The following is a 22274-nucleotide window of genomic DNA, read 5'->3' on the forward strand; positions in this document are numbered from 1 at the left end:
GTTCGGCGGTGCGCGTTCCTCCGCTCAGGGAGAGAACATTTCCTGAAGGACGGCCAGGATGCGCGTGAAGGTCGCCGGCGATATGCGACCCAGATGGCGGACGAGACGCTCCCGCTCGACGGTGCGGAGCTGATCGATGACGACGTGCCCGCTCTTGTTCGAGAAGCGGCACGCGACGCGGAACGGGTAAGGCTGCCCTCCTGTCGTGAGCGGCGCCACGATGACCGTGCGCAGATGCGCGTTGAGCTCGTCCGGCGAGACCACGACGCAGGGGCGCGTCTTCTGGATCTCGCTTCCGCGGGTCGGGTCCAGATCGATGAGGAAGACATCCCCGCGACGGACCGGTTTCACGCCTACCACTGCCATTCGGCCTCGTCGAAGCGTGTCGGCGTGGGAGCGTCGAGCATCGGGTCGCCGTCCTCGGCGTGCAACCGCTGAGCGGCCTCCGCCCAGCCGCTCCGAGGCGACTTTCGTGCGGCAATGATGATGGTATTGCCACGCACCTGGAGCTCGACCTCCTCGGTCAAGCCTGCTTGCTCGATGAGGGGCTTCGGGAGCCGGACTCCCCTGGAATTGCCGATGCGGACCAGGCGGGTTTTCATGTTCAGCCTACGTGATCACAACGTACCTACCGAGGCAGGCGCCGTCAAGGCGACCCGGACTGCGCCGTTCGTGCTGTTCCGGAAGCCTGGCCGGATGTCAGGGAGCACGACGTCGCGGAGCGGATGGGTCATTGGCGCGTCCTGGGCTTTCGCCCCGCCCGGACCGGGCGAGGGGCGCGCAGGATACGAGAATTGGCCGTGCCCATGGCGATGGCCGGGCGCTTACGGCGCAGCAGCCTGCTACTCCGCCCAGAGCACGGTCAGGTCGAGCTCGATGGCCTCGAACGGCACGACGCGAACGCGCGCGGCGTCGCGGTAGACGGCCGCGGGTCCCCAGCGACGATCCGCGTCGAGCACGTAGGCCTCGAGGCTCCGCGCGATCGGGTCGACCAGCCACGCATACCGCACGCCCTCGCGCGCGTAGATAGGCATCTTCTCGTCACGGTCGACGTTCTCCGTGGATGCGCTCAGCACCTCGCAGATCCAGTCTGGAGCGAGCGCGAAATACGCCGTCTTGGGCAGCTCGGGCATGCGCTCGCGGCGCCAGCCGGCGAGGTCGGGCACGAGCACGTCGACCTCCCCCGGCGCGTCCGGATCGGGGAAGTGGAGCTCGGGTTCGACAAGGATGCGCCAGCCTCCTGGGCCGCCCCGCCCCCGCTGGAACGGACCGAAGAGCTCGCCCTGCAGCGCGCTCTCGGCGCTCGCGTGTCGCGGCGCCGGTCGGGGGAACACGTGCAGGGTGCCGCCGACGAGCTCCGCCACCTTGTTCGGCGGGACGGCGCCGAGGTCGGCGTACGTGGCGCGGCGCTGCTTCTCGCCGGGCTGGCCCATGGGCGAAGCCTGCCCGGGGGCGGGCGGCGAGGCAAGGCGGTGAAAGCAGGGGAGGTCGGCGCGCCGGTCGGGGCGGTGACCGGGGCAGGGCTACGACCGCGATCACCAGGGCGAGCCCGAGCGCGTGCGGGTCTCGCTTACCGGGAGATCTGCGAATGCGTCCAAGCGCTCGGGTGGCGTGATCCGGAGCCTCGGTGACGCGCACTGGCAGGAGCCCCGTCGAGCCTCTTAAGGATCATCTCGACAAGGATGTGAGGGGTCGATGCGGACGATCAAACAGATCATCGCGGAGCGCGCATCAGAGATCGTCGAAGCGTGGGCCAGCGAAGCGAACAGGGCAGCGGCGGCGCGGGGGCTGGCGAGCCCCGAGCTGACGAACATGATGCCCAAGTACGTGCGGACGCTCGCCCGTGGATGGGACGGGGAGGACGTGCGCCGCGAGCGAGACGAGCTCATCGAGAGCCATCTGTCCTCCCGCTTGCGTGCTGGCTTCAGCCTCGAGGAAGCGCTTGAAGAGTTCGCCATCCTCGGGCGCGCGATCGTGCGCACCTGGGCCATCGCAGCCGCCGAAGAGCAGCCGAGCTTGGAGGAGATCGCTCGCCTCTTCGCCGAGATCCACGCCCGTTCCGTGTTCATAGCGCGAGCGTTCCGGCAACACCTCCTGGAGGACGAGCAAACCGAGAAGCGCTACCTGCGGCTGCTCCATGACCCATTCTTGCAGCCTTTCGGCGGAGAGGCGCCCCTGTCGTCGGGGCGTTTGAGGAAGGTCCTCGAGGTCGTCACGGAGTCGATGGACGCCGATACGGCTGCGCTGCTGTTGTACGACATCAGGACCGGGAAGCTGGAGATGGTCGCTTCGGTGGGCCTGGCCGATGAGCCGTTCGTCGAGTACGTGCGAGCCGTCGACGCATCGTCCTTCGCAGGCGCCGTCGCCTTGCAGGAGTATGCGATGTCGATGCGCGACGTGGAGACCACGTTGCTCGACGTGCCGGAGAGACTCCGGCACAGCGGCATCCATTCGCTGCTCGGCATCCGTCTCCCGCCGCAGCGTTCTCTCATGGGTGTCCTGTACATCGGCCTCCGTGAAAAGCGGACGTTCACCGCCCGTGAGACGCGGCGCATCGCGGCGGTCGGCGAGCGGCTCGCGCTCCACCTCGACAACGCCAGACTCTACACGGAGCTGCTCGATCAGCTCGGTGCCCTGCGCGTCGCGCGCGAGCTACGAAACCAGTTCGTCGCGGTCCTGGCGCACGATCTCCGCGGTCCGCTGTCGGCCGCGAGGCTGGCTGCGACGATGCTCGCCGCGCAGCCGGACGCGAGCGGGCCGGACGTCGCGAAGCGGATCAAGGTCGTCGTCCGCAACCTGGATCGGGCGGACCGCATGGTGACCGATCTGCTCGACGCCGATCGGATTCACGCCGGCCGGCGTCTCTCGGTCACGCTCGAGGAGTGCGACCTGAGCGAGATCGGCCGCGAGCTCGTCGACGAAATCGCGGCCGATCACCCTGGCCTCATCGTGCTGCATGCAGACGAGGGCGTCCGAGGGATCTGGGGTGCCTCGGAGCTGCGACGCGCGCTCTGGAACCTGATCTCGAACGCGCTGAAGTACGGCGCGAACGACGCGCCGATCGCCGTCGCCATCACGAAGCTGCGGGACGGCGTCGAGATGAGCGTGCACAACGAGGGCGCGCCGATCCCGCCGGAGGCACAAGAGACGCTGTTCGATCCGTTCACGCGCGCCGCAGGCGAGAACGGCGCACACGGATGGGGCCTCGGTCTGATGCTGGTACGCGCCTGCGCCGAATCCCACGGCGGGAGCGTCGATGTGGACAGCGCTCCCGGTCGCGGCACGACGTTCACGATGCGGCTGCCAGCGGACGCGCGGCCGGCCCAGGGCTGTACGTGAGGCGTTCTGCTCGTCGCCATCGGCCGCCTCCAAGCCGCGGACCCTCTGCTGACCCTGAGCGTCGGAGATTCTGCTCGATTCCTGAGCGGTTTCTCTGGATCTCGGGTGCGGTGATCTGTTTTTTTTGAGTCGATTTTCTGGATCTGGATCTAGCTCTCGATGAGTGCCGGTGAGCGCCGAGGTTGAGAGCCCCACCGGCTCTCTGCCCGTCAGCGCGTTGTGGTATTCTTCGGTGCATGAAGACGATGGCGTTTGGAGCGGTGGGCGAGATCTTCGTGCTTTTACAGGGAAGCATGGCTCCGTCCGACGAGGATTGGAACCTGTACCTCGACGCGATTGTGGCTCATTTTCAGGGGCGCACCCGTACGCGTACGCTGATCGTGACGGACGGCAGCGCGCCGTCTCCGGCCCAGTGGCAGCGCATGATGCGCCACCCATGCTCATCGTTGTTTCGCTTGCCGAGCAAGATCTGCCTGGTAACAGGCTCGACATTCGTTCGTGGAGTGGTCGATGGTATGGATACACCGGCGCTGAATCCGTTCAGCGGTCAATACGAGGTCTTCACGAGAGACCAGATCATGGACGCGCTGCGGGCGCTGGGTGCCTCGGCCGTCGAACAGAGGGAAGCTGTCGCGCTTGTGGACCGGCTCCAGCAGACGCTCGGCAAGAGCTGAGGGATCTTCGCGCCGAGGCGTTCGCCGCGACCCGCTGCTACAAAGGAAGGCAGTCCCACGATCCGTCTGAAGGACGAATTCGCGGTGCCGAGGGGCCGCGCAACGGAGATCCGCCTGACGCGCGCACCGACGGGCGCGGCGTGGTATCCTGGGACGAACCCAGCGCGCCTGGTGATCGCAGGAGGGGACCCATGGGGGACAGCGGGAACACAGGGCTCGGCGCCGCCGAGCTCGCGTCGAACGAGGTGTTGAGAGCGGTCGCGGCGGGTGCGGCGACGCTCGCGCAGGGGGCGAACGGCGACGGCGTGCGCGCCCTGCAAGAGGCGCTCGGCGCGATCGGCGAGGCGATGAAGGCCGACGGCTCGTTCGGGCCGAAGACGCACGCCGCCATCGTCGCGCTGCAAGCCGGGGAGGGCCTGTCGCAGACGGGCATCGTGGACGCCGCGACGATCGCCGCCCTCGACAGGCGCCTCGGGGCTCGGCGTGCGCAGCCGCTCGAGGAGGCCATTGCCAGGGCCGCGGGGCTCAGCCCGGAGGAGGTGGCGGCGCTCGGCCGCAAGCCGTCCGCGGTCCAGGCGTCCGCCGCGGCCTCGCGCCACGATCAGGGCTATTTCACGGATGCGAAAAGGCTCCCGCGGGTCGTGCCCGGGGCCGAGCCGGACCCGGACTCGCCGCCGCCCTCCGTGGACTCCGTCGGCGACAGGCCCGCGACCGCCGCCTCCGGCGCGCTCGCCGCCGATCGGAGCGCGCGCCTCGACGAGGTCCGGGGCGCGCTACGGGGCGACGTGCGCGCGCTGGCCGCGCTCGACAGGCTGCTCGCCGCGGGCCGGCTGCACGCGGGGGCGCTCCTGCCGAACCTCGCGACCATGGCGGGCGTCCGGCGCGATGGCAGGCTCGTGCTCGAGGGCGGCATCGATCCACACGTCGTGCTCGCGCAGGCGATCCGGCACGTGGACAACCCGCTGCGCGTCAAGCAGGGGGCGCGCCACGGCACCTGCGGCGCGGGGACGATGGAGTACGTCCTGCTGCGCACTGATCCGGCCGAGTTCACGCGGCTCCTCGACGGGATCACGCGGGAGGCGGGCGAGGTGACGCTCCGCTCCGGCCGCGTGCTCAGGATGCCGCGCAACGCGATCTCGCGCGACGCCTCGGGCCGCATCGACATCGACCGGCTGTTCCAGTCCGCGCTCATGAACCACGCGACCCTGATGAGCTGGATCTTCGATTACGACAACCCCGAGGACAACGACTCGTTCTGGGCTGCTCTGGGGGGCGACTCGCGCGTCCCGCTCGGCAATTTCACGAGCCTGTTCCAGGACATCATGGGCGGCAGCTACACGAGCGTGTCGGCGCTGCTGCGCAGCGGCGCGTCCGTGGCTGATGATGTCGTCGGGGCCCTGGGGCGCGGGGAGAAGGTGCCCATTCTCCTGAAGTGGGAAGGTGGCTACCACTGGGTCGCGGGCGAGAAGAGCGAGCGTGGGGCGGATGGCTCGCCGGCCTCGGTGATCCTGCGCAATCCTGCGGGGGCGGACAGCTGCGAGGGCAACCCGCCGCGCGCACCGCTGCCGGAGGGGTGCGGGCGGTTTCGCATGAGGTACGCTGATCTCGCGGCGCATATCCACGGAGCGACCATCAGGGGCTGAACCTCGCGGGGAGGGGAGGACCGCAAGTCGTGGAGTGAAGGCGCGCCCTTCGGGGCACGGATAAGGTGGTGATGGTGTCGCCTTTTCAGGGGGAGCGGGATGATGCGAATGGGCGGGTTTCAGCCGCGCGTTCTGCTGGAATTGCTCTGGGAGGTACATCCGCGGGAGCGCGGGGTGCTGATCCTCGTGGGTGAAGGCGAGCAGGTGAGCGAGGTCGCCCAAAGCCTCGGGTTGCCCGTTGCGACCGCGTCCTCGTAGCTACGGCGGGGACGGAAGCGCCCGGCCGCCGTGTTCACGTGGCGGCGCCGAACGTAGACTTTGCCCACCATCATCACCACAGGCATTGCTTCTCAGGGCTTGCGACCGAACTCCTCGTCGACATCATCAGTGATCTTGCCGTAAGGATCCACGAAAAGAAGCGTGCCTGCAATAGCGTCCCTCACGATAGCGTCCGGAGCACTTCGTACCTCGAATATCCTGGCGTCACACTGATGGACTCGTCAGCGGAATTCAATCGCATCAACGCGCAGTGGCGGCATCCCCAGGCGTTCCAAGCGGGCATCAGTAACCACCCGACCAAGGCCATCGTGCTCACCTCGTCGAGGCCGGCTACCAGTCCCGACGGGGTGAGCACGATGGCCTTGGTCGGGCGCTTACGTTGTGCGCGCCGCTTTGTCGTTTGATGCAGTGGTCGAAACCCTCCCATTTTTGAGCGTTACTTAGGTTCAAAATGACATATTTGGTCTGTGCCACACACGAAGCCGTCGCAGCACCTCCCAGTGCCGAAAGGAAGGCGGTTTGAATGCTCCTGGTCTGAGAACAGGCCGCATAGTGGGTCATTCGGTATGCACTTATTTCTGTTTGTTTGTCGAATTGGATTGTAGCAGGATTCGCCATATATATTGCATTTTGCTGCCGATTGCTCAGGAACAACTGCGCCAGAGGTGGCCGCGTGTGCGCTCGACCTATCACCGGGGGAAGCATTGCTAGACGCGTTGACAGAGGGCGATGTGTCGGTAGGTGATATTTGCGACGCCCCCGATCGAAGGCTGTCCATTTCTAGAGTGGAATACGGATCAGTGTCGCTGTTCAAGTTGTTCGTATTGTGTTGAGCTGGCGTGGCTCGATTTGTCAAATTGGATCTTATTGCCGTGGCGCCGCTGGAGATTGCGAGTGACGATGCGATAGAGATAATAGCAGTGCCCGCTCCGATGCTGCCTATCATTGTTGCGGATGCGGTGAGTGTGGATGCTATCGAGCTTGTTGTCGATATAGTCGCAGAGAGCTTGGCCGACAGCTGTGACAAGTGAAGCATCCTCCATGCGGAAGAGCCAACGATAGATATCACGGTTAGCGCGGTGATAGCAAGCGCAATAGTTCCAAAGAAAGCAATGGCTATGCCGCCCACAACGACAACGACTGCGCATTGATATAGCATATGCGCCCTGATGCGTGCCAATTCGATGTTCGGATCATGTGTGATTGCTGTTGTCTGTGTGTGATTCCGGTGGGTATTTATGACGGATTCCGGGTGCAGTAGCAGCCGGATCTCGGTTGCGAGCTCAGAGAGCATTTGTTCCGCAGCGGCGGCGGAATTGCCAAATACGAACTTGTCTCCTCGTGGTCTGCGTTCAAGGTCGCGAATCCAATCTAATGATTGCCAATCGCAGTGGCTGATGAGTACCGGTATAATTTTGACGTTCTCGTTTGTTCGTCGAAGAAGACGAGGTGTGACCGTGTTCTGAATGAATTCGGAATTTAGGTAGTTTACTGTGATTAGCAATATTGCAATGCTGGCTTGGTCTATTGCTTTGAAAAATTCTTCTTGTCTATTGCTACCAGGTGGAATTTGGTTCTCGTCCCAGATGTTGAATAAACCTCGTTGTGCGTGTCCGCGGAGATGCTTGACGAGGCGGTTCTTCCACTCTTCGTCGTCCGGGCTATAGCTGATTAATACTACCGGCCGCTGACTCATGACTGCGAGTGGAGTATCCTCCGATCCTATTAATCGTGTCAATGCTGGCGAGTAAGCGCCAAGACATCGCCTGGGCGTGGCACGTTGCCGCTCTCGCCGGGGCCGACGATGCCGGACGGGGGGCAATTTCAGCGCGACGCCTTCCTCGGCGCCCACGTAGGAAGCAGCGCAGGCGATGCCTCCCCGACCCGATGCAGCCCGGACCACGCCCCCGGCGAGCAATCCGTGCCAGGCCGGGGCGCGCGGGCGACCAGCCGTTCATCGCGACGTTCCCCGGCGACACCACGGCGGAACCGCCGACGTCACGGGAAATCGCTCTGTGCTCCCTTCCCGCCTCATCGTACCCTGCGCTCTGCGGCCATGGATCTCTACCCCTCGCTCCTTCAGATCGTAAGGATCCTCCTCTCCGAGGACGACGACGCGAAGGCTCCCGAGCTCGTGCTCCGCCGCGTGCTCGAGGCGACGGGCGCCGACCGCGGCTTCATCGTGGTCCGAGAGGACGGCTCCTACGAGCAGAAGTTCGCGGTCCACTTCGACAAGGCGAAGATCTCCGACAAGGAGCGCAAGTTCAGCCGCGGCCTCGTGCGTCAGGCCATCGAGACCCGGCAGATCGTCCACCTCTCCAGGGACACCGACGAGCCGCGCTCGTCGCTCCTCAAGAGCCTCGAGGAGTCGGGCGCGGCCGCCGCGCTCGTGGCGCCCCTCGCCCACGGCGCCGATGTCTACGGCGCGGTCTACGTGGAGTACAGGTCGCGGGCCGCCAGCGACGAGGCGCTCCGCTTCGTCGCCGAGTTCGCCGAGCTCGCAGGGCTCTTCCTCAAGCGGGCCCTCGAGCGCGAGGCGCTCCGCCGCCGGAGCCAGCGCCTCGAGCGCGATCTCTTCGCCCGCTACGATTTCGAGGGCATCGTCACGCAGGACGCCAGGATGCTCGCGCTCCTCAAGACGGTCGCGCAGGTGGCCGACTCGGACGCGACCGTGCTCGTGCGCGGGGAGACGGGCACCGGCAAGGAGCTCATCGCCCGCGCGCTCCACGTGAACAGCCCGCGGCGCAGCAAGGCCTGCGTCACGCTCCACACCTCGGCGCTGCCGGGCAGCATCCTCGAGTCGGAGCTCTTCGGGCACGTCAAGGGCGCGTTCACCGGGGCCGACAGGGACCGCGTCGGGCGGGTCGCGTCGGCGCAGGGAGGCACGCTGTTCCTCGACGAGGTCGCGGAGATCGCGCCCGACGTGCAGGCGAAGCTCCTGCGCTTCCTGCAGTTCGGAGAGATCCAGCGCGTGGGCTCCGACCGGACCGACAAGGTCGATGTCCGCGTGATCGCGGCGACGCACCAGGATCTGCCGGCGCTCGTCGAGGCAGGGAAGTTCCGGCGAGATCTGTACTTCCGGCTCAAGGTGATCGAGATCGAGATTCCGCCGCTGCGCGAGCGCGCGAGCGATGTCCCGCTCCTCGTCGAGCATTTCCTCCGCACCTGCTGGAAGCGCCCCGGCGAGCGGCCCCGCTTCACCGAGCGCGCCGCGCGGGCGCTCCGCGAGCATGTTTATCCGGGCAACGTGCGCGAGCTCGCCCACGTGGTGGAGCGCGCGTGCATCCTGGCGACGGGGCCGGAGCTCGACGTGGATCTGCTCCCGTCCGATGTGGCTCAGCCAGCAGGCCCCGGGCCCCTGGCGCCGCGCTTCTCGCGGCTCTCCGCCGACGAGCTCGATGCGGCGCGCGAGGCGGGCGTCGCCGAGCTGGAGCGCGCGTTCCTCGTGGCGCTGATGGATCGGCACGGAGGGAACGTGTCGCAGGCGGCGCGGGAATCCGGGTTCAACCGGACCTACCTGCAGAAGCTCCTGGCGAAGCACCGCGTCGCCGGCGCAGGTGGCCGGCGCCCTGCCTTCGATGGGTGACGGACGCCGCCGGCCTTTGAACCGCCAAGCCGCCAAGGACGCCAACGGGAGAGGGGGAAGGTGGCCGTCCGGGCATCCCCCCTATTCCCCGGTTTTCTTGGCGCCCCTGGCGGCTTGGCGGTTCGCTTCCCCGGCCGACTTCCCGCAGTGGAGCCACCCTACGCTCGGGAACCTGCTGGAGCCCGAATGGCTCACCCACAAATTCTTCTGAGGAGGCACTTCCCCATGCATCGAAGGGGCCGCCTGAACGAAGCAGCCTGCGAGTGCCTTCTCGCGTTTCAGCGCCTGCGGCGGCGTGCGAAGAGGGCGCCCAGGGCCACGAGGGCCGCGAAGCCGCTCCCGCTATTCTCCGCGGATCCGCGTGCGGCGCGGCAGCCGTCGCCCGGCTCTTCGCCGTCGCCGGAGCCGCCGGTGCCGCTCACGCTACCCCTACCGCCCTGACCGCCGGAGCCGGCCATTGCACCGGCGCCGCCTGCGCTTCCGCCCGCGCCTGCGCTTCCGCCGGCGCCTGCGCTTCCGCCGGAGCCGCCGGAGCCGGCCATTCCGCCGGACCCGCCCGCGCCTGCGCTTCCGCCGGCGCCTGCGCTTCCGCCGGAGCCGCCGGAGCCGGCCATTCCGCCGGACCCCCCCGCGCCTGCGCTTCCGCCGGAGCCGGCCATTCCGCCGGACCCGCCCGCGCCTGCGCTTCCGCCGGAGCCGCCGGAGCCGGCCATTCCGCCGGACCCGCCCGCGCCTGCGCTTCCGCCGCTGCCCTCCGGGGTGACGCCGCCCTCGTAAATCTCCGTGCTTCCATGCGCCTCGGGGTCGCCGTCCCCGGACGAGCAACCTCCCAGTAACCCCCCGAAGACCAGGACGCGATTGCCATCGAGCAGCACGGACGACGGAGAGCTGCGTAGCCTGCTCAGGTTCGGCACCATCGACCAGTTATTCGTCACGGGGTCGTACACCGCGGCGCTCCGGAGGTCGCACTGGCTGCCGCCCGTCCATTCCGTGCCGCCCGCGATGAGCACCAGTCCGTTTCCGAGCAGCGTGGCCGTATGACGTCGGCGCGCGACGTCCAGGGGCCCGGTCACCGTCCAGTCATTCGTCGCCGGGTCGTAGACCTGCGCGTGCGGGACGTGCGGCGCGCCCATGACCAGCACCCGACCATCCCCGAGCAGCGTCGCCGTGAAATCGGCGGGCGGCATGAGCAACGCCTGCGTCGGCGTCCAGGCGTTCGTGGCCGGGTCATACCGATCGGCGCCGCTGCCGCTCACCACGAGCACGCCGCCGTCGAGCAGCCTCGTCGCCTGGTGCCCGGAATGCGCGAAGGTCAGCGTCCCCGCCGGGGAGAACGTCCCCGTGGCCGGGTCGTAGAGCTCCGCCGTGGCCGGATTGCCAGCGCCGCCGCTCACCAGCACCTTCCCGTTTTGCAAGAGGACCGCCGAGTGCCCCGAGCGCGAGACGACGAGCGAGCCCGTCGCCTCCCAGGATCTCGTCGTCGGATCGTAGAGCTCGGCGACCGCCGTCCCGCCGCCCACGACGAGGATACGATCGTCGGGGAGCCGCAAGAGAGCGACGCTCCGATCGTGGTGCGCGACCATGGCCCCGGTGAGCGTCCACGTATTGCTCGCCGGATCGTAGGCCTCGGCCGTCGACGGAGAATCACCGCCCACGACGAGGATCTCGCCGGTCGAGACCCGGATCGACGCGGGCTTGCGGCGCGCCTGCGAGAGCGACGCGACGCCGCTCCAGGCGTTCGTCGCCGGATCGTAGAGGTCCGCGGACAGGGTATCGTTCCAGTCGTTGTCGTACCCGCCGGCCACGAGCACGCGGCCATCGGCGAGCTCGGCCCACGTGCCGTCTTGCCGCGGCACGGGCATGTTCCCGGCCGGCGTCCACGGGGACTGGCAGCCGACCGGCAACGCCCCGACGCAAGCGCCCGCCTGGCAGACGCCGTTCGCCGTGCAGCCGTCGGCGCTGCCGCAAACCGCTCCGCTCAGCGGCGTGCAGGTGCCATTCGCCGACGCGCCTGCGCTCACCGCGCACGCGTCACACGAGCCCGCGTCACACGCGGCATCGCAGCAGACACCGTCGACGCAGAAGCCGCTCGCGCATTCGCCCGCGAAGAGGCAGGAATCGCCCGGGGCCGCGAGGGTGAGCCTCTCGACGGTCGCGCTCCCGCCGCCGACCACGAGCACCCGCCCGCCTGCGAGCTCCGTGGCAGTGTGGCGGCTCCGGTCCATGTTCAGGTACTTGCCGAGCGACCACCTCCCGCTCGCCGGATCGTAGACCTCCGTGAGCGCGCCGCCGCCGGCGACCAGCACCCGGCCATCGGCGAGCGGCGTGGCCGTGTGGTTGTGGTGGGTGACGTTCATCGGCGTCGCGGTCGTCCAGGTATTGCTCGCCGGATCGTAGAGCGCCGCGCTGCGGTTCGTGGAGGAGAACCCCTCACCACCGTAATCGGTATAGCCGCCGGCGACGAGCACCTTGCCATTCGCGAGGAGCGTCGCGGTGTGCCCTTCCCGATTCTGGATCGAGCCCGCGGCGGTCCACGTGCCCGTAACCGGATCGTAGATCTCCGCGCTGCCGATGGGGTCGCCGGATGCGTCCACCCCGGCCACCACGAGGACCTTGCCGTTCGGCAGGAGCGTGGCCGTGTGGGAGGAGCGCACCCGCGCCAACGGGCCCGCGTCGGTCCACGTATTCGTGACGGGATCGTAGATCTCGCTCGAGCCCATCACCCACTCTTCGAACTCGCCGGCGGCCACGAGGATCCGGCCATCGGGCAGGAGCGTCGCGGTGTGGCGTTCGCGCGGCGTGACGAGCGGCGCGGCGAGCGTCCATGCATCCGCGGCGGGGTCGTAGATCTCCACGACCTCGGTCACGCCGCCGGCCACGACGACCCTGCCGTCCGGAAGCAGCGTCGCGGTGTGGCCGGTGTGCCGCGTGCTCATCGGCGCGACGAGCACCCATGTATTCGTGGTGGGGTCGTACATCTCGGCCGTCTCGCTCGCTCCGCCGGCCACGAGGACCTTCCCGTCGAGCAAACGTGTCGCCGTGTGCCTGCTCCGGGCGACGTTCATCGGCGGCGCCATGTCCCAGCGTGGCGCCGTGAGCGCGGCGACAGCCGCCCCGATGCCTTGCTCCTTCACGAGGCTTCGCGGGGTATCGGCGTCATCGCATCCGAGCGCCGCAGCGAGCGGCGCGACGAGGAGGACGGGGGCGAAGCGGCGCAAGAACGAGGCTGAACGCATGCTCGACGATAGCAATCTCGATGTTCTAGCTGTCAAGAAAAAATGGGCTCCTCCGTAGAAGCGCTGAGTGCATGGTTCGAACAAGGGCATAACGACTTGCGACCACGCGATGGATACCCTGCCTCACTCTCACCTCGCCAAGGTCGATGACGATCGCGAGCTCGAGATTCGAGAGCCGCGGGTAGGTGAGGGCCTGCGCGGCCCCCTCTTCACCGAGCGCCGCCGTGCTCCGCGAGCCACTCATTCACCGCCGTGAGCGCGCGCTTCGCGTACTCCCCCTCCTCGGCCGCATAGGCGTCGCGCGCCTGGGTCGCGAGCGTCATCGCCCGCGCCCGGTCCCGCGCCGATCCCCAGAGCGCCCGGGCCGCGTGGAAGCGCGTATCGGCGAGCTCGATCGGTGAGACGCCCTCGCCCTTCGCCGCATAGAGGGCGAGCGCCCGCTCGGCGAACGGGCGCGCCTTTCCCGGCTCGCCCTTCTCGTTGTAGGCGCTGGCGATCCCCGTGAGCATCGATGCGACCGCATGCGAGCTCGGGCCCACGGCCTTCTCCTGGATCGCCGCGGCGCGCTCGAGGCGCACAAGGCCCTCGGCGTACCTCTTCTGCGCGACGAGCGCGCTCCCCAGGTTGGCGAGCGAGGCGGCCACGCTCGCGTGATCGGGGCCGAGCGCCTTCTCGCGGATCGCGAGCGACCGCTCGTAATAAGGAGTCGCCTCGGCGAACTTCTGCTGCATCTCCAGGACGGCCCCGATGTTGTTGAGCGATGACGCGACGTCGGCGTGCTCAGGGCCGAGCGCCTTCTCCCGGATGGCGAGCACCCGCTCGTGAGCACGCCTGGCCGCGTCGGTCTCTCCGAGCATGACGAGCGCATTGCCGAGGTTGTTGACGGAGGCCGCCAGGAACGGGTGATCGGGGCCGAGCGCCGTCTCCTGGATGGCGATGGCGCGCTCGATCCGGGGCAACGCATCTCGGTATTTGCCCTGCGTGTTGAAGAGGCGACCCAGGCTGTTGAGCGTGAGCGCGACGCTCGGATGAGAGGCGCCCAGCGTCTCCTCTCGGATGGTGAGGGCTCGCGCGTAGGCGCGCTCCGCGTCGTCGAACCGCTCGAGGTGGAGGAGGACGGTGCCCAGGCGGCTCCACGTCGCCGCGACCTCGGGATGCTTCGGGCCGAGGGCCTTCTCGAGGCCAGCCAGGGCGCGCTCGACGTGCTGCGCCGCCTCGCCGTACTTCCCCTGCTCGTCGAGGACGCTGCCCAGCGTGCCGAGCAGCCGCGCGCTCGCCAGCGTGTCGCCCCCCGTCCGCTCGACCGCGCCCTCGGCGGCCAGCTGCAGCGCGAGCGCGTCGGCGTGCCGGCCTCCCAGGTAGCCGACGACGTAGATGAGCTGCGGCCACGCCTCCGCCGCGAGAGCGTCGTCCCTGGCCCGCGCGGCCGCGCGCAGCGCCTCGCGGAGCGCCGCCTCCGCGGCCGGGGCGTCGTGTGCGTCCCGCGCCGCGCGCCCGAGCATCAGGAGCGCCTCCGCCTCGATCGGGGCGTAATCCGCCGCGCGGGCCTCGTCGGCGAGCGGCCGCGCGAGCGCGAGCGCCTCGCCGAACTTGCCGGCCTCATCGAGGGCCCTGACCTCGGCCAGGCGACCCCGCAGCGCGTCGATGCGGGCCCGCGCTGCGGCGTCCGCGGGCGGCGGGACCGCCGCGGTCAGCGCGCCCGCGTCCGCGCAGCGATCGAGGCCCGGGAGCGCGAGCGACGCCTCGATCGATCGATCGAGCACCTCGGCGTCCGCCCTTTGCGCGAAGAGCGCCGTGAGCGCCCTCATCTCCTGGCGGCGGCGCTCCAGGCACAGCGTCCGGAGATCGAGCAGCCTGGCCGACTGATCGCCCCTCACGTGCGTGGCCTCGCACGAGTCGGCGTACATCGCGACCCACGCGCGCGCTCGATCGCCCAGCGCTTTCTCCACGCGCCGGTACGTGTCCTCCGCGTACGGCCGCCCGGTGCCGGTGAACGCTGCCCGCACCTTCGCCATCGTCGCCTCGTCCCAGACGCCCGCGAGCCTCGCCTCGCCGCCCTTGCAGAGCCTGTCCGCAGGCTGCCGCGCGAACGCGAACACGAGCAGGCCCGCGAGCGCGAGCCCCGACGCCGCGACGAGCCCGCGCCTCCACGCCGCCGCCGGATCCTTCGCGAGATCGGCGAGCAGCGCGTCCATGTCGGGGTACCGAGCGTCCCGGTCGACGGAGAGCCCGCGCTCGAGACAGCGGCGGATCCGCGCCGGCATCTCGGCCCCTCGCGGCGGCTCTCGCGCCCGCCCGAGCGCCACGTTCTCGCGCAGCTCGTCGTAGGTCTTGCCGGCGAACGGACGCTCGCCCGCGAGCGCCTCCCAGAGCGACACGCAGAACGCATACTGATCGGCCCGCGCATCCGCGGCCTCTCGCCGGTGCTGCTCCGGCGCCATGTAGACCGGCGTCCCCAGGAACGAGCCCGAACGCGTGAGCGCGGCCTCGATCCCCGCCTCCGCGACGCCGCCGCCGGCATCGCCCTCCGCGAGCCCCGCGAGCCCGAAATCGGTGACGCGCACGCGGCCGTCGGCGCCGACAAGGACGTTGTCGGGCTTGAAATCGCGGTGCACGAGCCCCGCGTGGTGCACCTGCGACAGCCCTTTGCCCGCCTGGAGGAAGGCCGCCACGACCTCGGCGGCGGGCCGCCGCTTCTCCGCGCAGAACGCGCGCAACGTCCGGCCGTCGACGTGCTCCATCACCACGCGGACCTGCCCGCCCGAGGCGTCGACCTCGTGCACCGTGACGACGTTGGGGTGCTTGATCCTCGCCATGGCCTGCGCCTCGCGGACGAGCCGCGCGAGCGCCGTCGCCGCGCCCGAGCGCCCCAGCACCTCGGGCCGAAGCACCTTGATCGCCACGTCGCGGCCGAGCACGTGATCGCGCGCTCGCACCACCACGCCCATGCCGCCCTCGCCGAGGCGATCGATCACCTCGAACCTGCCGAGCTTCGTCCCCGGGCGCAGATCGAGCGACGCCTCGGCCCCGGGCGGCGCCGGAGGCCCGGGCGCTCCCTCGTCCGGGACGACAACCGTGCTTGCGAGCGGATCGATCGTGACGCTCGAGGACACCTGCTCGTCGCGGGAGGTCGACCGCCTCGACGGGTGCTCCTCGGCGGTCGCGGAGTTCGACCGCGGCTCCTCCGAGAGCAGCGCCTCGCAGCGGGTGCAACGCGGGTTGAACGGAGAGTTCTCCGCGCTGCACCCCGGGCAGATGATCACGCTCTCGCCCAGGCTCACAGGACGCTGTGTAGCATGCCGCGTCGCGGCCTGTGGTCTCCCGCGTCGCCCTCTCTCGGGTGGTGGGGTACTTTGACTGAAGGTGGGTCTCTTGAACCGCCAAGGCGCCGAGGGCGCCAAGAAAATCCCAATCATCTTGGCGTCTTATGGCGCCATGGCGGTTCCATCATCCCGGCAGGGCGGGGGAGAGGCGACTACCAGCAGGTCGGCTGACCCTGGCAGCACCCGGGCTCCCAGGGCTCGCAGGTCTGCTCGTCGCAGTCCGCCAGGCAGGCATCCCGCTCGGCGGTGCACAACTCGCGGTCTTCGCCTTCGCTCGACTGGATGCAGGCCAAGAAGAACCTGACGCACCGGCCCTTGCAGTTGATCAACTCCTGGCTCGCCTCGCCGACCTCGACGTCGGGGGACGGCTCCTCGGCGACCTCGACCTGACAGCCGAACAGGGTGAAGCTCGCCAGCAGCGACGCGAGAAGGACAGACATGGATCGTTGGGTGACGCGAGTGAACATTCGACTCTCCTCGATGGTGACCGGACAGGTGGAACAGCGATGTCGTTGGCGTCGACAGGAGGTCACGGCGAATGGCCCTCTGCGCGTCGACCCGCGCGCAACGTGCATTGCCCGTGGGTTGAAGCGGCGCTGTCGGCGAGAAACGAAGCGTCCGGCGAAAGGTTTTGCAGATGCCATGCCACGGCGAGCGGGCCGGGCGTCCGCCGGCGGGCTCCCGCGTTTGCGCCCAAATCGAGGCGTATCGTTCGCCTGATCTCCCGCCCTGAGCGCGAGGCTGCCGAGCCCCTTGTCTCTCTGGAGGAGACACCTGTTCCTCGCGGAGAACAGCGGGCCGGCTCGCGGCGAACAGCCACGACGCGGGCGCCGGCGGCCGGCAAATTGCGGTTAGAACACGAACTTGAGGTGTCCGCCCACCGTCGCGAGCACGAGCGAGTACTTCCCGTTGCCGAGGTCGTAATCCGAGCCGGTCACCGTGCGCGGCAGGATGCCCTGCACGCGGACGTCGCCCGAGAGCGACACGCGATCGCTGAGCTTCAAGACGCCCCCGACGTCGCCGATCAGCCGGTGGTTGTCGGGCGAGGCCACGTCGATCGTGCTGTCCGGCGAGGCCGCCGATTGATACCCGACCGACGCCGTCGCCAGAAGCGCCTCGCTGAGCTTGTACTTGGCCCCGAGCTCCACCCACACCGTGTCGTTCCACCTGCGCGGCAGCGTCACGGTGACGCGATCGGTGATCCCGAGCTTCGGCTGCGCGAGGTCCGGAGACGTGGCCTCGACGACGAACGCCTCGATGTCCGAATAGAGCACGTACGAGAGGAGCCCATCGAGGCTGAGCTTGTCGTTCACCCGGTAGCCGACGCCGGCGGTGAGCCGCTTGGGGAGCGTGAACGAGAGCTCCACGTCGCCCTCGACCAGCGGCTTGTAACGCAGGCCCTGCTCGGCGAGGTCCTGCGTGAAGAACGGGTGGTCCATGTCGATGGCGAACTTGCCCTTGTACCGCATCGCCGCGCTGTGCTGGTACGTGAGGCCGAAGCGAAGGTCCTTGTTGGGATTGAAGGCCAGCCCGAGGTGGAACGAGGCGCCGTGCGACAGCGCCTCCTTGATCGAGATGGAGCGGGCGAGCACGTCGAGCTCGCGCAGCTCGGACGGCGTGTTCGGGCCGAAATCGTTGTCCTGCTCGAGGTAGTCGAGGCCGTCGTGGAACTCCTTGAGGCTCCCGAAGTCCTGCACCTTCGAGAGCTCCGCGAGGCCGCTGACGTAGGACAGGCCGGCGCCGAGCGAGACCTGGTCGGTCAGCTTGAGCCCGGCGGCCGCCGTGAGCGACGTCGAGACGATGAACGCCTGCCGGAGCTGCCAGCGCTGCGCGCCGTCCTGGAAGCTGAGCGCCGCGGCATAAGGGACATACAGGCCGACGCCCACGGTCAGGCGATTGGGCAGGACCGGGATCGCCAGGAAGGCGTTGCCCGTCGGCGCGATCGGCGTCGTCGACACCTCCTCGGCGCGGCCGCGCTTGCTGGCGTCGACGTTCGCCGGATCGAGCGGGAGCTTGAACTGGAGCGTGTCCGGCGTCTGGTATGTGCCGAGCCGCTCGCGCTGGTAGGTCGCGTGGCCGACGATGAGGCCCGCGCCCAGGACGAGCTCGGGCCGCTGGACCCCCGCGAGCTCGGCCGGGTTCCAGTAGACGGCCGCGGCGTCGGAGGTCGTGGGGCCCGAGAGGCCGCTCGTCACCCAGGGCGCGTCGATGCCCGAGGCGCGCGCGTCCTGCGCCGTCAGGCAGACGAGGCCTGTCGCGAGCGAGAGCGCGGCGAGTTCACGTCCTGTTCGTTGACGCGCACGGGCGCGGGGCCGCGGGGGCGGCAGAGCTCCTTGCATGAGACGGGTCCTCACGGTGGGGGGGCCGATCACTGGATCCGGGTGAGGGTGAGCGAGAGGCGATGGGGGCTCGGCTTGTCGCCGATCGTGATCTCGTAGCGGTGCCCCTCGTCGTCCGCGAAGTACAGCGTATCTCCCGCCTTGACCTCCACCTTCTCGTGGAGCGCGTCGCCGTCGATCTCCTCGGTCGTCGACACCTTCTTCTCGAGCGCGGGGTCGGAGAAGAAGCCAGGGCTCTCGTAGGCATAGTCGCGCACGCGCACGCCGTCCGCGTCCTTGCGGATGTCGTCGGGCGCGACGAAGTAGAGGTAATCCCGCTGGCCGGCGACGCCGCTCTCGGTGCTCGGCTGGTAGAGGTAGAAGTCCGCGTCGCCGGCGGCGTTGTTGTTGAGCTCGAGCGCCATGTCCTTGAGGACCGCTGGATCGCTCGCGAGGTTCTTCTTGATGCTCGCGACGAGATCCTCCGTCTTCACGCCGACCGGCACGTCGCGCAGGGTCACCTCGAGGTTGGCCTCCCCCTCGCCGAGGCCGCCGTCATGCAGCCGCGCCTGGGCCACGTCGAGGAGGATGTCCCAGAAGTAGGACGGCGCTGGCTCCTCCACGACCACGCTGTCATCGACGCTGATCTTGGTCCATCCGGTGCCGTCGATGCAGACCTCGACGGGCTGGAAGTCGCTCGTGGAGCTGCCCTGGGGCCCGTAGCTCGTGCAGTGATCCTCGATCTGGGCCGCCCTGAGCTCACCCGCGCGGGCGAGGATGTGCTCGAACTCCCAGAGCGGCTGGTCCCACACGGGCGAGTTGCCGCGCGGCGCGGGTTCCTGGCTCGTGCCGCCCGGCAGGAGCATCGCGTTCTCGGGGATGGCCAGCGTCAGCTCGCCGATGCTCAGGTTTCTGTTGAGGTTGTCCAGAACGAGCCAGTCCTCCTGGCTGAAATCGAACAGGGTGTCTATCTGGCCGGGCGTGCTGTTGACGCTCGCGACATCGGCCATCGTGGCGTCGATCCCCTTGTATGGCAGGGCGTTGACGTCGACGCGGACCGTCATCGTGAAGTCGTCGAGGGCCGCCTTCACCCCGGATGCGGCCTTGATGAAGCCGGGGTGCTCCGCGCCGTCCGGGTCGTCCGGATCGAGCGGCGTCGGGCCGAACTGCGCGGCGAGGCCGGCAAAGTCGGTGACGACGTCGTACAGCGTGACGGGGATGGAGTGCGGCGCGACAGGGTAGACGCCGTCCGGGTGCTCGTCGTTCGCCGGCCCTCTCCGGTGCTGGGTATTCGGGTGGGTGCTGACGAGGTTCTCCAGGACGGCCTGCGAGGTGATCTGGACGGGGATGAGCCGCTCGTTGGCGGCCGCGCCTGTGAGGTCCGAGAGGATCTTGGAGGTCGGGAGCCCCACGGCGTTGCCGACCCCGAGCAGGCCCTCGAGGCTCGTGCCGCGGAGGTCGGCGTTCTCCGGCGTCATGTTCAGGAGCCCGACGAGGTTGCGCGACGCCGGCGGGAGCGCCGCGACCTCCGCGGGGGGCATGTACATGACCTTGAGCAGCGCGTTCTCGATGAGCGTCGAGATGTCGAGATCGAGCAGCCAGATCCCCTCGAGGGTGGGCCGCGGGATGGCCTTGAGCTCCTCGAGCGTGAGCGTCTTGGCGAAGCCCGTCGCGTCGAACCGCAGGAACTCTAGCGTGAGGGTGCGGCTCTCGTTCATGCCGAGCGCCGGCGGGGGCGGCGCCTGCTCCACCGTGACGGCCTCGACGCAGCCGGGCAGCGCAGAGGAGAGCGCGGCGGCGAGCAGGGGGCCGAGCCGGGAGAGCCGGCGGGCGGCGGGCGCGGCGGGGCGGGTGCGGTCTCGCGCTTCCATGATCAGAGCTTCTCCACGTCGGCGGTGATCTCCACCGGATCGTCGCTCTCGGGCACGTAGAAGCGGACCTCGTAGACGGCGCCCTCGTCGTCCTGCATGTACAGCGTGGTCTCGCCCGGTGGCAGCCTGTATTTCTCGTGCGTCGTGTCGTCGAGGCCGTCGAGCTCCTTGCTGGAGACCTTGCTCGCCTCGCCGAGATCCGGGCTCGTGAAGAAGCCGGGACTTTCGTAGGTGTAGGCGCGAGGGGCCTGCGAGCTTTGATCCGAAGGCCGGAGGTCGTCCTCGGCGACGAAGAACAAGGTGGGCGCGCCGTCGGGCGCGCCGCGGCCGTAGAAGAAGTCGAGCGCGTCGTTGTTGACCCAGTACCTGCCCAGGATGATCTCGGCGATCTCGTCGGCCTGGCTCTGCAGGGTCGGGCGGAGGTCGGCCACGATCTCGTCGGCGGTCAGGCCGATGCCGACGTTGTGGAGCGCGAAGACCGGCTGGGCGGCGCCTTCCTGGATCTCGGGGCTGCCGTCGCCGGTGGGGTCGTGAATGGCGACCTGGCCGACCTCGGTGAGCAGCTCCCAGAAGAACTGCGGCGGCGGTATCGGGGGCGGTTGGTCGGAAACCAGGTCGGTGAAGGCCGTCCAGCCGCGCGGGTCGCCGTTCTGGCCGATGGTCACGCCCACCCGGCACGTCCCGCTCAGGCGGAAGTAGCACCCTGTGAAGGGCACGCGCTCGCCATACGTGAGATAAGCCGCCTTGCCCACGATGTGCTCCATCATGAATGGAGGGGTGGACCATACCGTATCGGAGCCGACCGGCATGCCTGGACGGTTCTCCTTGCAGGCGGGCGCGTCGGCCTCGATGCACGTCTTCACCTTGGTGGGCAGCTCGCGCAACGAGATGCGCATATCGATCGTCGGTGTCGGGGCGATGCCGCTGATCTGGAGCTTCTCCGGGTCGGTGAAGTCGAACCGGAGCGGCGCGTCGCCGTCCCGGAGGAACATGTCGCCGCCGCCCTTCGAGAGATCGACCCCCGAGACCCTGCGCAGGCCGGACTCGGCGACGACGCGCATCCGGAAGTCGGGCAGGAGGACATCGCTCTTCGTCGTGAACGTCTCATCGTCCCGCACGAGCACGCCAGGATGATCCCCGCTGGGTCCGAGCTTCTCGGACAGCGGCTGGAGATCGACCAGCGCCTCGTAGAGGCTGACAGGCATCCTCAAGCCATCTGGACTGGCGATGGCCGGGTGCGTGCCGAGCAGCTGCTGCTGGAGGGCGACGATGAGCTTGGGTATCGGCACGAAGGGGGCCGTCCGGTTGCTGCGCACGGCCGTCGGATCTGGCTGGACCGCCAGATCGAGGGTGATGCTGTCGGCGAGGACGTCGGCGAAGTCGAACGCGAAGGTGCCCGGATTCTCCTCGAAGATCGCCTGCAGCCCCTCGAGCGACGTCCCCGTCACGTTGGCGTTGGCGGGCGTCATGCTGAGCAGCCGGACGAGCGCGAACTCCGGGGATGTCCTCCACTCCATCCCGAAGCTCTCGCCGAGCTCGGTGAGCGAGCAATCGTGGCCGGGGTTCGGGTTGTCGTTCGCCCACGAGGTCCCACACGCGTTCTGGATCTGCTCCAGCGCGTTCCGGAGCAGCCCGGTCGTATCCACGTTGAGGATCGTGATCTGCTTGGCCCCGTCCTCGCCGAAGACCTGGAGCGCCTTCTGCTTGTCGAGCTCCAGCACGACCGACGGGAGCTCGGCGTCGTCGATGCGCAGGCGGAACCGGTTCGGCTCCTCGATGACCACGCCGCCACCCCCGCCGCCCTCGCCGCCGCTTCCCCCGCCGCCCGCGGCCCCGCTGCCGCCGCCTCCATCATCGCCGCATGCGGCGAGCGCGGCGAGCAGCACGAGGGAAGCGCCGCGGAGCGCGGCGCCGCGCCGGGAGGAGAGGGCGAGCGAGATGTGCGTCATGCGAGGGTTCCTCGTCGAGGGATCTCTCGGGATCCGCAGGAAGAGACGTCCGATGC

At 68.8% G+C, this 22274-nt stretch carries 14 protein-coding genes and 1 pseudogene; 5 read left to right on the top strand and 10 right to left on the bottom strand.

Annotated elements, in window-relative coordinates:
* Positions 1-24: 24 nt before the first annotated feature.
* The 3 genes from WMF45_RS48075 to WMF45_RS48085 form a co-directional block, all read right to left on the bottom strand.
* A complete protein-coding gene (locus tag WMF45_RS48075) occupies positions 25-366 on the bottom strand; it encodes a type II toxin-antitoxin system PemK/MazF family toxin (protein ID WP_437713775.1) in 342 nt (113 codons plus the stop codon).
* Complete coding sequence (locus WMF45_RS48080) at positions 354-602, bottom strand: AbrB/MazE/SpoVT family DNA-binding domain-containing protein (RefSeq protein ID WP_437713776.1); 249 nt, start codon at positions 600-602, stop codon at positions 354-356. Before WMF45_RS48080 ends, WMF45_RS48075 begins: the two co-directional genes overlap by 13 nt.
* A 240-nt stretch (positions 603-842) precedes the next feature.
* Positions 843-1433, bottom strand: a complete 591-nt coding sequence (locus WMF45_RS48085) for a Uma2 family endonuclease (protein ID WP_437713778.1) — start codon at positions 1431-1433, stop codon at positions 843-845.
* 262 nt (positions 1434-1695) lie between these two features.
* Between WMF45_RS48085 and WMF45_RS48090 the strand changes: the two genes are divergently transcribed.
* The 4 genes from WMF45_RS48090 (at position 1696) to WMF45_RS48105 (ending at position 6966) form a co-directional block, all read left to right on the top strand.
* On the top strand, positions 1696-3339 hold the full coding sequence (locus WMF45_RS48090) for an ATP-binding protein (RefSeq protein ID WP_437713780.1): 1644 nt from the start codon (positions 1696-1698) through the stop codon (positions 3337-3339).
* A 236-nt stretch (positions 3340-3575) separates the two neighbouring features.
* Positions 3576-4013 (top strand): hypothetical protein, encoded by a 438-nt coding sequence (locus WMF45_RS48095; RefSeq protein ID WP_437713781.1) that lies wholly within the window; start codon positions 3576-3578, stop codon positions 4011-4013.
* Positions 4014-4204: 191 nt separating this feature from the next.
* Positions 4205-5656, top strand: coding sequence for a peptidoglycan-binding domain-containing protein (locus WMF45_RS48100; protein ID WP_437713783.1), 1452 nt, complete (start codon positions 4205-4207; stop codon positions 5654-5656).
* A 1118-nt stretch (positions 5657-6774) separates the two neighbouring features.
* Complete coding sequence (locus WMF45_RS48105; protein WP_437719691.1) at positions 6775-6966, top strand: hypothetical protein; 192 nt, start codon at positions 6775-6777, stop codon at positions 6964-6966.
* A gap of 359 nt (positions 6967-7325) precedes the next feature.
* Here WMF45_RS48105 and WMF45_RS48110 read toward each other — a convergent pair.
* Positions 7326-7631: pseudogene (locus tag WMF45_RS48110) on the bottom strand (toll/interleukin-1 receptor domain-containing protein); the annotation flags it as partial.
* 360 nt (positions 7632-7991) lie between these two features.
* On the opposite strand from WMF45_RS48110, the gene WMF45_RS48115 reads away from it, so the two are divergent.
* A complete protein-coding gene (locus WMF45_RS48115) occupies positions 7992-9521 on the top strand; it encodes a sigma-54-dependent Fis family transcriptional regulator (RefSeq protein WP_437713785.1) in 1530 nt (509 codons plus the stop codon).
* A 278-nt stretch (positions 9522-9799) separates the two neighbouring features.
* On the opposite strand, the gene WMF45_RS48120 is transcribed toward WMF45_RS48115, so the two are convergent.
* From WMF45_RS48120 to WMF45_RS48145, 6 genes are all read right to left on the bottom strand, one after another.
* Positions 9800-12757, bottom strand: coding sequence for a Kelch repeat-containing protein (locus WMF45_RS48120; protein ID WP_437713786.1), 2958 nt, complete (start codon positions 12755-12757; stop codon positions 9800-9802).
* A gap of 209 nt (positions 12758-12966) precedes the next feature.
* Complete coding sequence (locus WMF45_RS48125; RefSeq protein ID WP_437713788.1) at positions 12967-16038, bottom strand: tetratricopeptide repeat protein; 3072 nt, start codon at positions 16036-16038, stop codon at positions 12967-12969.
* 194 nt (positions 16039-16232) lie between these two features.
* A complete protein-coding gene (locus WMF45_RS48130) occupies positions 16233-16520 on the bottom strand; it encodes a hypothetical protein (RefSeq protein ID WP_437713789.1) in 288 nt (95 codons plus the stop codon).
* A gap of 411 nt (positions 16521-16931) precedes the next feature.
* Complete coding sequence (locus WMF45_RS48135) at positions 16932-18419, bottom strand: OmpP1/FadL family transporter (RefSeq protein WP_437713791.1); 1488 nt, start codon at positions 18417-18419, stop codon at positions 16932-16934.
* A 29-nt stretch (positions 18420-18448) separates the two neighbouring features.
* The gene (locus WMF45_RS48140) at positions 18449-20269 is read right to left on the bottom strand and encodes an acetyltransferase (RefSeq protein WP_437713793.1); all 1821 of its coding nucleotides are present in this window, start codon (positions 20267-20269) and stop codon (positions 18449-18451) included.
* 2 nt (positions 20270-20271) lie between these two features.
* Positions 20272-22218 (bottom strand): hypothetical protein, encoded by a 1947-nt coding sequence (locus tag WMF45_RS48145; protein ID WP_437713795.1) that lies wholly within the window; start codon positions 22216-22218, stop codon positions 20272-20274.
* Between the last annotated feature and the right edge of the window lie 56 nt (positions 22219-22274).

Origin of the sequence: Sorangium sp. So ce448 (assembly GCF_051520915.1) — a bacterium.
Classification (GTDB): Bacteria; Myxococcota_A; Polyangia; order Polyangiales; family Polyangiaceae; genus Sorangium; species Sorangium cellulosum_B.

Bases quoted from the DNA above. Each gene is read 5' to 3' on its own strand.
- WMF45_RS48075 (WP_437713775.1), bottom strand. From the start codon at position 366: ATGGCAGTGGTAGGCGTGAAACCGGTCCGTCGCGGGGATGTCTTCCTC.
- WMF45_RS48080 (WP_437713776.1), bottom strand. From the start codon at position 602: ATGAAAACCCGCCTGGTCCGCATCGGCAATTCCAGGGGAGTCCGGCTC.
- WMF45_RS48085 (WP_437713778.1), bottom strand. From the start codon at position 1,433: ATGGGCCAGCCCGGCGAGAAGCAGCGCCGCGCCACGTACGCCGACCTC.
- WMF45_RS48090 (WP_437713780.1), top strand. From the start codon at position 1,696: ATGCGGACGATCAAACAGATCATCGCGGAGCGCGCATCAGAGATCGTC.
- WMF45_RS48095 (WP_437713781.1), top strand. From the start codon at position 3,576: ATGAAGACGATGGCGTTTGGAGCGGTGGGCGAGATCTTCGTGCTTTTA.
- WMF45_RS48100 (WP_437713783.1), top strand. From the start codon at position 4,205: ATGGGGGACAGCGGGAACACAGGGCTCGGCGCCGCCGAGCTCGCGTCG.
- WMF45_RS48115 (WP_437713785.1), top strand. From the start codon at position 7,992: ATGGATCTCTACCCCTCGCTCCTTCAGATCGTAAGGATCCTCCTCTCC.
- WMF45_RS48120 (WP_437713786.1), bottom strand. From the start codon at position 12,757: ATGCGTTCAGCCTCGTTCTTGCGCCGCTTCGCCCCCGTCCTCCTCGTC.
- WMF45_RS48130 (WP_437713789.1), bottom strand. From the start codon at position 16,520: ATGTCTGTCCTTCTCGCGTCGCTGCTGGCGAGCTTCACCCTGTTCGGC.
- WMF45_RS48135 (WP_437713791.1), bottom strand. From the start codon at position 18,419: ATGCAAGGAGCTCTGCCGCCCCCGCGGCCCCGCGCCCGTGCGCGTCAA.
- WMF45_RS48140 (WP_437713793.1), bottom strand. From the start codon at position 20,269: ATGGAAGCGCGAGACCGCACCCGCCCCGCCGCGCCCGCCGCCCGCCGG.
- WMF45_RS48145 (WP_437713795.1), bottom strand. From the start codon at position 22,218: ATGACGCACATCTCGCTCGCCCTCTCCTCCCGGCGCGGCGCCGCGCTC.